Source organism: Planosporangium flavigriseum, from assembly GCF_011947225.1.
GTDB classification, from domain to species: Bacteria; Actinomycetota; Actinomycetes; order Mycobacteriales; family Micromonosporaceae; genus Planosporangium; species Planosporangium flavigriseum.
On the sequence record NZ_JAATVW010000026.1, the window covers coordinates 40,973 to 52,569 of the forward strand.

Here is an 11,597-nt window from a genome sequence, read left to right on the forward strand (position 1 = left end):
ACCGGCCGGCGAGGCAACATTTCCGGGTGGATTATCCGGAGCTGGCAGCGCGTACCCGTCGATTCTCCTATGGCGCCCCGCGGGCGGTGACCGTCTCCGCCGACGGCGCCCACGTGATCTTCCTGCGTTCGTCGGGCCCGGAGGACCCGGCCGACCAGCTGTGGGTCCTCGACGTGGCGACCGGGCAGGAACGCCTGGTGGCCGACCCGGCCCAGCTGCTGGCCGGCGACGAGGACCTCCCCGCGGCCGAGCGGGCGCTGCGGGAGCGGTTGCGGCTGTCCGCCAGCGGCATCGGCTCGTACACCGCCGACTCGTCCGGCACAGCGGTCGTCTTCACCCTCGCCGGCCGGCTGTTCCGCGCCGACCTCCGGTCGTCCGAGGTCCGGGAGATCCCGACCGCCGGCGATGTCGTCGATCCCCGTCCCGCCCCCAGGGGAGACCGGATCGGGTACGTGACAAACGGCGCGCTGCACATCGTCGACGCCGGCGGCAACGACCAGGTCCTCGCCGCCGAGGACGGGGTGACCTGGGGGCTGGCCGAGTTCATCGCGGCCGAGGAGTTCCACCGCTTTCGGGGGTACTGGTGGTCGCCGGACGGCCGGGCGGTGCTGGCCGCCCGCGTCGACGAGTCCCGGGTGCCGCGCTGGCACCTGCACGACCCCGCCAACCCCGACCAGCCGCCGAGCACCGTGGCGTACCCGCACGCCGGCGGCCCCAACGCCGACGTCAGCCTGCACCTGCTCGACCTCGACGGTGGCTGGGTCGACGTGCACTGGGACCGCGAAACCTACCCCTACCTGGTGTGCGTGTCCTGGAGCGAGAGCGGCGGCCCGCTGATCACGGTGCTGCGCCGCCTCCAGCAGCACGGCCTGGTGCTGTCGGTCGATCCCCGTACCGGCGAGACCCAGGTCCACGCCGAACTGGCCGACCCGCGCTGGGTCGAGCCGGTGCCGGGCACTCCGGCGTACCTGCCCGACGGCCGCGTACTGATCGGCGGGGAGCTGGCGCACGACGGCTACGACGCCCGGTGCCTGTTCGCCGACGGCAGCCTCATCACCCCGCCCGGGCTGTACGTGCGGCGCGTCAGCGGCCGGATCGACAACGACCTGATCGTCGAGGCGCAGGACGGGGAGCCGAGCGAGCAGCACATCTACCGGGTACGCGTCTCTCCCGCGGGCACCGGCCTCGACGCCCGGAAGATCACCACGACCGCGGGCTGGCACACCGCGCACGCCGCCGGGAACACGCTGGTCATCGGCGCGCTCGCGCTGGACCACGCCGGGACCCGGTACCGGGTGTACCGGGGCGACGAACCGAGGGGTGAGATCGCGTCGAGGGCGGCGACGCCGCCGTACACGCCCCGCCCGGTCCTGCAGCGGGTCACCGACCGCCAGTTACCGACGGGCGTGCTGTACCCGCGCAACCACGTCGCCGGCCGCAAGCTGCCGGTGCTGGTGGACATCTACGGCGGCCCGGGCCATCAGGAGGTGCTGGCCGTACGCTCACGCTGGATCGAGCGGCAGTGGTGGGCCGACGCCGGGTTCGCGGTGGTCGCCATCGACAACCGGGGTACGCCGGGCGTCGCGCCCAGCTTCGACAAGGCGATCCACCGGCGCTTCGCCGACGTGATCCTCGCCGACCAGGTGGACGCGCTGACCGCCCTCGCGGACAAGCACACCGACCTGGACCTTTCCCGGGTCGCGATCCGCGGCTGGTCGTTCGGCGGATACCTGTCGGCGCTCGCCGTCCTGCGCCGCCCGGACGTGTACCACTGCGCGGTCGCCGGCGCCCCGGTCACCGACTGGGAGCTGTACGACACCGCGTACACCGAGCGCTACCTGGGCCTGCCGAACGACGGCAGTGACGTCTACGCCCACAACTCGCTGCTGGAGAGCGCGGCCGAGCCGCCGATCGGCGCGGACGACGCCCGGCCGATGCTGCTGATCCACGGGATGGTCGACGACAACGTGGTCGCGGCGCACACGCTGCGGCTGTCCGCGGCGATGCTGGCCGCGGGGCGACCGCACTCGATGATCCCGCTGACCGGCGCGACCCACCTGGCGGCCGGCGGGCTGAGCGAGCGCCTGCTGCGCCTGGAGCTGGATTTCATCCGCCGCTCGCTGCCGTCATGATGGGGCCATGGCAGCCCTGCTCTCCCCCGACGAGGTGTCCAGCGCACTGAGCGAACTGGACGGCTGGACCGGCGACACCACCGCGATCAGCCGCACCGTCACCGCGCCCAGCTTCCCCGCCGCGATCCGCCTCGTGGTCGAGGTGGCGGAGGCGGCGGAGGACGCCGACCACCACCCAGACATCGACATCCGATGGCGGACCGTGACGTTCGCGCTGAGTACGCACTCGGAGGGTGGCGTGACGGCCAAGGACACCGCGCTGGCGCGCCGCATCGACGAACTTGCTTCAGCGCACAGCGCCGAATGATCGGGCATAGGGTCGGGTCATGACCCACTTCGACGCAGCGACCGCGGCGGTCGAGGCGGCGCTCGCCGCCGGCGCCCGGTACGCCGACGCGCGGGTGATGCACCGACGCCACGAGTCGATGAACGCCCGCAACGGCGAGATAGAAGAGCTCACCCAGAACGAGGACGCCGGCATCGGGGTCCGCGCGCTGGTCGGGTCCAGCTGGGGATTCTTCGCCGTCCCCGACCTGACGGCCGCCGCCGCGCGCAAGGCCGGAGCGACCGCTACCGCGATCGCCAAGGCGAGCACCGGCGTACCCGGCCCCCAGGTCGACCTCGTGGCCGTCACCGCGACCGTGGACTCGTGGGCCAGCACCTGCGAGATCGACCCGCTCACCGTCGCCCTGTCCGACAAGGGGGACCTGCTCAGCCGCGCCACCGCCGAGTCCCGCAAGCACGGCGCCGACGTGGCGGAGGGCATCTACCAGATCTGGGACACCCGCAAGTGGTTCGTCTCCTCCGAGGGCCACCGCATCGACCAGCACCTCCGCGAGTGCGGCGCGGGTATCTCCGCGACGGTCGTCGGCGAGAGCGAGACCCAGCGCCGCTCGTACCCGTCCTACCGCGGCCAGTACGGCACCCGCGGCTGGGAACTGGTCAACGAGATCGACCTGGGCGCGCACGCGGCCCGCATCGCCGAGGAGGCCCGGGCGCTGCTCACGGCGCCGCTGTGCCCCCAGGGCGAGACCACCCTGATCCTCGGCGGCGAGCAGTTGGCGCTGCAGATCCACGAGTCGGTCGGGCACGCCATCGAACTCGACCGCATCCTGGGCTGGGAGGCCGGGTACGCCGGCACCTCCTGGCTGGACCTGGCGAAGCTCGGCAGCCTGCGGTACGGCTCCGACCTCATGAACATCACGATCGACCCGACGATCCCGGGCGCGCTGGGATCGTTCGGCTACGACGACGAAGGTACGCCGGCCGCGCCGCGCCACGCCGTACGCAACGGCACCTGGGTCGGCGTGCTCGCCGGCCGGGACTCGGCGGGAGTGGCCGGCCTGGACTACGCCGGCAGCGTCCGGGCCGACGGCTGGTCCCGGCTGCCGATGGTGCGGATGACGAACGTCGGGCTCCAGCCCGGGCCGCACACCCTCGAGGAGATCATCTCCGCGACCGAGGACGGCGTGTACATGGACATCAACCGCTCCTGGTCGATCGATGACAAGCGGCTGAACTTCCAGTTCGGCTGCGAGGTCGGGTACGAGGTCAAGAACGGCCAGCTCGGCCGGATGCTGCGCAACCCCACGTACACCGGCATCGGGCCGCAGTTCTGGCAGTCGATGGACATGCTCTCGTCGGAGATCGTCACCTGGGGCACGCCCAACTGCGGCAAGGGCCAGCCGGGCCAGGTCGGCCACACCGGACACCCCGCCGCGCCGGCGCGGTTCACGAACGTACGAGTGGGGGTGCGAGGATGAGCACCACTGTGGACACTCAGCTCGACGTCGCCAGCCGGGTGCTCGACCTGGTCCGTGACGCGGCCGGCAGCGGCGCCGAGGCGGAGGTGCTCGTCTCGCGCCAGGAGCTGGCGCTGACCCGGTTCGCCAACTCGTACATCCACCAGAACGTGGCGGACGCGGTCACCCACGTGCGGCTGCGGCTGCATCTGGAGGGGCGTACCGCCGTCGGCTCCAGCACCCAGCTCGGCGACGGGCTGCGCGACCTGGTCGACCGGACCGTCGCCGCGACCCGGCTGAGCCCGCTCGACCCCGGCTGGCCGGGGCTGACCCCGCCGTCACCGCCGCCGACGTCGGGCAACGTCGACGAGGCCACGGTGGCGGCCACGCCGGATGAGCGGGCCCTGCGGGTACGCGCGTTCATCGACGCGGCGAGCGGGCTGAACACCGCCGGGTACTTCCGGACCAACTACGTCAGCGCCGCGTTCGCCAACTCAGCAGGCCAATCCGCAGCGGGCGCCATGACCGAGGCAGCCATGGACGGCATCGCGCGGACCGCTACGTCGGACGGCGTCGCCCGGCTCGCCTCGGTGCGGCTGGCCGACATCGACGGCTCCGTCCTCGGCACCCGCGCCGCGGCCAAGGCCCTCGCGAGTCAGAACCCGGTCGAGCTGCCGCCGGGACAGTACGAGGTGGTGCTGGAGTCCGACGCGGTCGTCGACCTCCTGCGCAACTTCGCGATGTGGGGCTTCAACGGCAAGGCGTACCTCGAGCGCCGCTCGTTCGCCCAGCTCGGCGAGCGGCAGTTCGACGAGGCAGTGACGTTCGTGGAGGACGTGACGACGCCCCGGGCGCTCGGGCTGCCGTTCGACGTGGAGGGGACGCCCAAGCGCCGGGTCGAGTTCGTCGCCAACGGGGTGACCAGGACCGTCGCCCACGACCGGCGTACCGCCGCGCAGGCCGGCACCGAGTCGACCGGTAACGCGCACCCCGCGGCGCGGGCCTTCGGCCCGATCCCGCTGGGGATGACGATGGTCCCGCCGGGGCCGGAGATGCCGACGGAAGAGGTCGCCGGCCCGGCCGCGGACCTGTCGGTGATGGCGCTGGTCTCCGGTGTGCGCCGCGGTCTCCTGGTGACGGACTTCTGGTACACCCGGGTCCTGGATCCGCGCCCACTGGTCATCACCGGACTGACCCGCAACGGCGTGTGGCTGATCGAGGACGGCGAGATCACGACGCCGGTGAAGAACTTCCGGTTCACCCAGGCGTACCCGCAGGCGCTGGCGCCCGGGGCGGTGCTCGGCGTCGGTACGCACCTGGTGGCGCAGCCCGGCGACTGGGGCAGCGAGTCCTTCGTGGCTCCCGCGGTACGCCTCGGCTCGTGGAACTTCACCGGCGGCGCCTCCGGCTGACGCGGCCGCACGCGAAGCACATCGGTCGATGCGTTGACGGCTTCGACATCGATCAGCCACGTTTGAGTGATCTTGTGCACACCCGTGTGGCAATTCTGTCGCCACCGCTTCCATAACGCTGCATTTACGCGCGAGACTTCTTTCCTCGCGTGTCTTCAGTCACATCACGCGTAACGTGTGCATCGACACATAGCTCCGGATCAGGTCGCTGAATGTCGTGCAGGTCAGCGGTTGAGCCGGTACATACCTGCGGACTGAAGGCAACGAGACTCATCACTCACCCTGCCCAGGGAGCGAAGCCAGAGATGACGACGACGGCCACAAGGCCGGCCGGTCAGCGGCCACGCGCCGCGATCGCGGCCAAGACGTTGCGTACGGACCGATGGTGGCTGGCACCTCTACTAACGGTGTCCCTGCTGACCCTGTGGGTCGCCTACGCCACGGTGCGCGCATTCATGCAGAAGTGGTACTGGGTCGACGACTACCACTACCTGACGCCGTTCTACTCCCCCTGCGTGTCGACGGGGTGCGTCCCGGAGTCGGCCGAGTTCGGCCGCTTCCTGCCCAACTGGCCGATCATCCCGTTCGCGGCGGTGACGCTGCCGTTCCTGCTGCTGTTCCGGCTGACCTGCTACTACTACCGCCGGGCGTACTACCGCTCGTTCTGGGCCTCGCCGCCGGCCTGCGCCGTGCCGGACGGGCACAAGAGCTACTCCGGGGAGACCCGCTTCCCGCTGATCTTCCAGAACGCCCACCGGTACTTCTTCTACGCGGCCATCCTGATCTCGATCATCAACACCTGGGACGCGATCGTCGCGTTCCACGGCAAGGGCGGCGGGTTCGGCTTCGGCCTGGGCAACCTCGTCCTGCTGGGCAACGTCGTGATGCTCTGGGCGTACACGCTGTCCTGCCACTCCTGCCGGCACATCGTCGGCGGGCGCCTCAAGCACTTCTCCAAGCACCCGGTGCGTTACCGCGCCTGGGGCTTCGTCTCGAAGCTCAACGCCAAGCACATGCAGCTTGCCTGGATCACGCTCGGCACGCTGATGCTGACCGACGCGTACGTCATGGCGGTCTCGGCCGGCTGGATCTCCGACCTGCGCTTCTTCCACTAAGGGAACCCGATGACGAACATCGAGCGACACAACTACGACGTCGTCGTGATCGGCGCCGGGGGTGCCGGGCTGCGGGCGGCGATCGAGGCCAGGCTCGCCGGCAAGCGGACGGCGATCATCTCCAAGTCCCTGTTCGGTAAGGCACACACCGTCATGGCCGAGGGCGGCGCGGCCGCCGCGATGGGCAACGCCAACGCAGGCGACAACTGGATGGTCCACTTCCGCGACACCATGCGGGGCGGCAAGTTCCTCAACAACTTCCGGATGGCCGAACTGCACGCCACGGAGGCGCCGGAGCGGATCTGGGAGCTGGAGACCTACGGCGCGCTGTTCGACCGCACCTCCGACGGCAAGATCAGCCAGCGCAACTTCGGCGGCCACGAGTACCCGCGCCTCGCGCACGTCGGCGACCGCACCGGCCTGGAGTTGATCCGCACCCTGCAGCAGAAGATCGTCTCGCTGCAGCAGGAGGACTTCGCGGCCACCGGCAACTACGAGTCCCGGCTCCGGGTCTTCGCCGAGACCACGATCACCGAACTGTTCGTCGAGAACGGCCGCATCGCCGGCTGTTTCGGGTACTACCGGGAGTCCGGCGAGTTCGTCCTGTTCGAGACGCCGTCGATCGTGCTGGCCACCGGCGGTGTGGGCAAGTCGTACAAGGTCACGTCGAACTCGTGGGAGTACACCGGCGATGGCCACGCGCTCGCGATGCGGGCGGGCGCGACGCTGATCAACATGGAGTTCCTGCAGTTCCACCCGACCGGCATGGTCTGGCCGCCGTCGGTCAAGGGCATCCTGGTGACCGAGTCGGTCCGGGGTGACGGCGGCGTCCTCAAGAACTCCGAGGGCAAGCGGTTCATGTTCGACTACGTCCCCGACGTCTTCCGCAAGCAGTACGCGGAGACCGAGGAGGAGGCCGACCGCTGGTACACCGACCCGGACAACAACCGGCGCCCGCCGGAACTGCTGCCGCGCGACGAGGTGGCCCGCGCGATCAACTCGGAGGTCAAGGCCGGCCGGGGTACGCCCGCCGGCGGCATCTACCTGGACATCGCGTCCCGGCGTTCACCCGAGTTCATCCTCAAGCGGCTCCCGTCGATGCACCACCAGTTCAAGGAGCTGGCCGACGTCGACATCACCGCTTCTCCGATGGAGGTCGGCCCCACCTGTCACTACGTGATGGGCGGCGTCGAGGTCGACCCGGACACAGCCGCCGCGGCGGTACCCGGCCTGTTCGCCGCCGGCGAGGTCTCCGGCGGCATGCACGGCTCCAACCGGCTCGGCGGCAACTCCCTGTCCGACCTGCTGGTCTTCGGCAAGCGGGCGGGCGAGTACGCGGCCCGGCACGCCGACGAGGCCGTGAAGCGGGCGAAGGTCTCCGCTGCCGCGCTCAACGCCGCCGTCGAGACCGCCCTGGCGCCGCTGGGCCGCGGCGAGGGCGGCGAGAACCCGTACACCCTGCACAGCGAACTCCAGCAGGTGATGAACGACCTGGTCGGCATCATCCGGCGCCGGTCCGAACTGGAGGAGTCGCTCGGCCGGCTGGCCGACCTCAAGGAGCGGGTCAAGAAGGTCGGCGTCGCCGGCGGCCGCCGGTACAACCCCGGCTGGCACCTCGCGCTCGACCTGCGCAACATGCTGGCCGTCTCGGAGTGCACGGCCAAGGCCGCGCTGGAGCGGGAGGAGTCGCGCGGCGGGCACACCCGCGAGGACTTCCCGAAGATGGACCCGAACTGGCGCCGGGTCAATCTGGTCTGTTCGTTGCGGGACGAGGACGTCCGGCTCGAGCGCAAGCCGCTGCCGAAGATGCGCCCGGAGCTTATGCAGCTGTTCGACCGGGCCGAGCTGTCGAAGTACCTGACCGATGAGGAGCTGGCGGAGTTCGACGAACTCGCCGGAAAGGCCGATGCGTAATGGGCGAGAAGCGGAATTTCCGGGTCTGGCGCGGCGACGACAGCAGTGGCCAGCTTCAGGACTTCCAGGTCGAGGTCAACGAGGGTGAGGTCGTCCTCGACATCATCCACCGGCTACAGGCCACCCAGGCGCCTGACCTCGCCGTCCGCTGGAACTGCAAGGCGGGCAAGTGCGGCTCCTGCTCGATGGAGATCAACGGCAAGCCGCGGCTGGGCTGTATGACGCGGATGTCGACGTTCGAGCCGACCGAGACGGTGACCGTGACCCCGCTGCGCACCTTCCCGGTGATCCGCGACCTGGTCACGGACGTGTCCTTCAATTACCAGAAGGCGCGCGAGCTGCCGGCGTTCGCCCCGCCGGCCGGCGTCGCCCCGGGCGAGTACCGGATGCAACAGGTCGATGTGGAGCGCTCGCAGGAGTTCCGCAAGTGCATCGAGTGCTTCCTCTGCCAGAACGTCTGCCACGTCATCCGGGACCACGAGGAGAACAAGCCGGCGTTCGCCGGTCCGCGTTTCTTCATCCGAGCGGCTGAGCTGGACATGCATCCGCTCGACGCCCGCACCGACCGCAAAGACATGGCGGTTGAGGAACAAGGCATCGGGTACTGCAACATCACGAAGTGCTGCACCGAGGTGTGCCCCGAGCACATCAAGATCACGGACAACGCGATCATCCCGATGAAGGAGCGCGCGGTGGACCGCCGCTACGACCCGATCGCCTGGCTCGGCTCGAAGATCTTCCGCCGGGACCAGCTCGACCGGCCGGCGGGGTACGCCACCACAGCGGTCGCATCCCGCCCCAACGCGGGGACCACCTCGTCGCCGGCGGAGCACGCCGCGGCGGCCGGCGCCCAGGGCGACATCAGCATGAACTGGCACCGGGAAGCAGCCGTCGGGCACGCGGCGCCGGTCGGCCCGGACGGCAAGCTTCCGGTCACCGAGTTCACCGGCGAACTCGCCGGTGCCCAGTCCCCCTTCGGCGACGACGTCGCGTTCCCGATGGCGGTCCAGGACATCACGTACCAGCACCCGACAAAGCCCGACGAGCACTGACCTCCATGATCACGGAGACTTTTCCGTCCTATGACAACGGAAAAGTCTCCGTGATCATGAGGAAGGCCCGCGTGCGATACGCCGCAGTGCCGCCACGTACCGCCTGGTCGCCAGATCCTGGACGAGCCAGCCCAGCGGGCCGGCCAGCCGGGTGTACCAGCGCCCCGCCCGACTGAACGCCCTGATGGACAACCACACCTGGTCAGCGGCGTCGAGGTGCACCTCGAACGCCTCCTCGCCGACCTCCGGGTGCCCCGGCAGCGTGCCGTACCCGTACCCGTACCGGCGATCCGAGTCGACCACCCACACCACCTGACACGGGATGCGCAGGAACAACAAGGACATCGTCACGCGTACGCCCACCGCGACCGCCTGCGTCGGCTCGGGTACCCGCAGGCCGGCGCCCCGTTGCAGGTGCCAACCGCGCAGCCCGTCAACGGCCCTCCGGAACACGTCGACACCGGCGCCAAGCCTCTCGTGCCGTCGGACATGCCGGTAGCCCTCGGGCAACCGGTCGCCGCGGGTGGCGCCGACCTCCGGGTAGGGCAGCCGCATCACGTCTCCAGGATGGGCCGCAGCGCCCGCGCGATCGGCACGTCCGCGGGCAGCCAGTCCACGTCGAACAGCTCGTCGGCGGCGAGCCACCGCATCTCTTCGTGCTCGGTCAGCCGGGGCTCGTCGCCGTCGCGCAGCCGGGCGGTGTACACGCGCAGCACCGCCCTGCCGCCGCTCAGCGGCACGTCAGGCCCGACGCGGTCGCCCACGTCGATGCGTACGCCCAGCTCTTCGAGGCATTCCCGGGCGAGTGCGGTGGCGTCGTCCTCGCCGGGCTCGACCTTCCCACCGGGGAACTCCCAACGTCCGGACACCTCCGGCTGATCGGTGCGGGCGCAGGCCAGCACCCGGCCGCTCGCAATGATCGCGGCGCCGACCACAACCGCCGGCATGGTCCGTTCGTTGTACACGGATGTCCAGAGTGCCAGATGAACCCGTCCGTTCGGAAACGAGGCCGGTCCGATAAGACAACGGAGCGGCCAGCTGCGGGCATGGACACGTCACGTGGCGGCGGGGAGACTGGCTGACACAAAAGCAACAACCAGGCCTCAATTCGGCCACGAGCCGGCAACGAAGGCTGAGAGGTGGCATAATGCGCGCTCGAGGGAGCCGTGACCGCGAGGATTACCTGACCGACGCGCTGAGTCTGCTCTCTGGATGGACCCGGGACGGCCGGGAATTTCGGCGGACGCTCCCGCTCGACGACTCGCAGCACGCCGCCCTGGCCGAGCGCATCAAAATCGTTGCCGACGCGCTCCAACTGCGTCCGCAGGTGCGCCGCTTGGATGGGCACACCCAGATAAAACTGTGTACGCCAGACGAGGGCGCGCTCTCCGACGGCGAGGTCACGCTCGCCGCGCGCATCGAGGCGATGTACCAGACGATCGCCCAGACCGCCTAGCCGCCGCGGCGACTCCCCCCGCCGGTCGCCACCGACCAACCGCACACCAGGACGCGCTGGGTGATCCCGGAGCGCGAGCCGCGCTCGATCGGGCCGTGGAGATTCGTGAACTGTTCGGTTTCGCGCCATTCGCAGAACGGGCGCGGACGCTGCCGGAACTGGCGCCATAGCTCGCATTCGTTAAATATTTAAATCAGTCGCACTCGACGATGCCGCAGGATCAGGTGCATCCATAAACGGCGCTGCCTAAAAGCACAGCCGTGCAACACGGGTCCGACTAATCGAAAAAGATGACTGGAGCAGGCGCCGCGCCGGGCATCAAGCCATCTAATTTCCCCTCTACCGTTTGCGATCACTTTGGTCGCGTGTTGAGGTGCTGGAGGTCTAAGGGGGGAAGGTATTAATGGCAATGTCTGAGTGCCAGTTGAGCAATGTGGACTGTGGTCGCCCGACGCCGCGTGTGCGGAACCGGGCGAGGCGGTCCACGATCGGGGCGTTCGTGACCCTGCCAGCGCTCGCGGCGCTGACGGTCGTGATCGTCGGGTCGCCGGCCAAGGCCGCCTCGCCCGACCCGGTCACCTATGTCGCCAACACCGCCACCGACACCGTGTCGGCTATCGACACGGTCAGCAACAAGGTCGTCGGGACGGTCCCGGTAGGCGACGCCCCGACGTCCGTCGCAGTCACCCCGAACGGCGCCCAGGCCTACGTCGCCAACAGCGACAGCAACAGCGTCTCGGTCATCGACACCGACACCCGCGCGGTCACCAGGAC

Annotated in this window: 10 protein-coding genes and 1 pseudogene; 9 read left to right on the top strand and 2 right to left on the bottom strand. The window is 69.8% G+C overall.

Features of this window, described 5'->3' with window-relative positions; genetic code table 11:
- The first annotated feature begins 26 nt into the window (after positions 1 to 26).
- The 7 genes from HC028_RS24615 to HC028_RS24645 all read left to right on the top strand — a co-directional run bounded on the left by HC028_RS24615 (position 27) and on the right by HC028_RS24645 (position 9,367).
- Positions 27 to 2,132: a S9 family peptidase gene (locus HC028_RS24615; protein WP_168079793.1), complete on the top strand. Its 2,106-nt coding sequence runs from the start codon at positions 27 to 29 to the stop codon at positions 2,130 to 2,132.
- 7 nt (positions 2,133 to 2,139) lie between these two features.
- Positions 2,140 to 2,439, top strand: a complete 300-nt coding sequence (locus HC028_RS24620; RefSeq protein ID WP_168079794.1) for a 4a-hydroxytetrahydrobiopterin dehydratase — start codon at positions 2,140 to 2,142, stop codon at positions 2,437 to 2,439.
- A gap of 19 nt (positions 2,440 to 2,458) precedes the next feature.
- A complete protein-coding gene (locus tag HC028_RS24625) occupies positions 2,459 to 3,895 on the top strand; it encodes a TldD/PmbA family protein (RefSeq protein ID WP_168079795.1) in 1,437 nt (478 codons plus the stop codon).
- Complete coding sequence (locus HC028_RS24630; RefSeq protein ID WP_168079796.1) at positions 3,892 to 5,286, top strand: TldD/PmbA family protein; 1,395 nt, start codon at positions 3,892 to 3,894, stop codon at positions 5,284 to 5,286. The genes HC028_RS24625 and HC028_RS24630 overlap by 4 nt, the downstream gene beginning before the upstream one ends.
- Positions 5,287 to 5,591: 305 nt before the next feature.
- Positions 5,592 to 6,401 carry a hypothetical protein gene (locus HC028_RS24635; protein WP_168079797.1) on the top strand — a complete coding sequence of 270 codons (810 nt, stop codon included), beginning with the start codon at positions 5,592 to 5,594 and terminating at the stop codon, positions 6,399 to 6,401.
- Between the two features lie 9 nt (positions 6,402 to 6,410).
- Entirely contained in the window at positions 6,411 to 8,315 is a 1,905-nt protein-coding gene (locus HC028_RS24640) for a fumarate reductase/succinate dehydrogenase flavoprotein subunit (protein WP_168079798.1), read from the top strand.
- Positions 8,315 to 9,367 carry a succinate dehydrogenase/fumarate reductase iron-sulfur subunit gene (locus HC028_RS24645; RefSeq protein WP_168079799.1) on the top strand — a complete coding sequence of 351 codons (1,053 nt, stop codon included), beginning with the start codon at positions 8,315 to 8,317 and terminating at the stop codon, positions 9,365 to 9,367. The genes HC028_RS24640 and HC028_RS24645 overlap by 1 nt, the downstream gene beginning before the upstream one ends.
- Before the next feature lie 54 nt (positions 9,368 to 9,421).
- On the opposite strand, the gene HC028_RS24650 is transcribed toward HC028_RS24645, so the two are convergent.
- On the bottom strand, positions 9,422 to 9,922 hold the full coding sequence (locus tag HC028_RS24650; RefSeq protein ID WP_168079808.1) for a DUF1990 family protein: 501 nt from the start codon (positions 9,920 to 9,922) through the stop codon (positions 9,422 to 9,424).
- Positions 9,922 to 10,314 (bottom strand): (deoxy)nucleoside triphosphate pyrophosphohydrolase, encoded by a 393-nt coding sequence (locus HC028_RS24655; RefSeq protein ID WP_168079800.1) that lies wholly within the window; start codon positions 10,312 to 10,314, stop codon positions 9,922 to 9,924. Before HC028_RS24655 ends, HC028_RS24650 begins: the two co-directional genes overlap by 1 nt.
- Before the next feature lie 200 nt (positions 10,315 to 10,514).
- On the opposite strand from HC028_RS24655, the gene HC028_RS24660 reads away from it, so the two are divergent.
- Together HC028_RS24660 and HC028_RS24665 are read left to right on the top strand one after the other, a co-directional pair.
- A complete protein-coding gene (locus HC028_RS24660) occupies positions 10,515 to 10,823 on the top strand; it encodes a 4a-hydroxytetrahydrobiopterin dehydratase (protein ID WP_168079801.1) in 309 nt (102 codons plus the stop codon).
- Positions 10,824 to 11,322: 499 nt separating this feature from the next.
- Positions 11,323 to 11,597, top strand: a pseudogene (locus HC028_RS24665) (hypothetical protein); the annotation flags it as partial.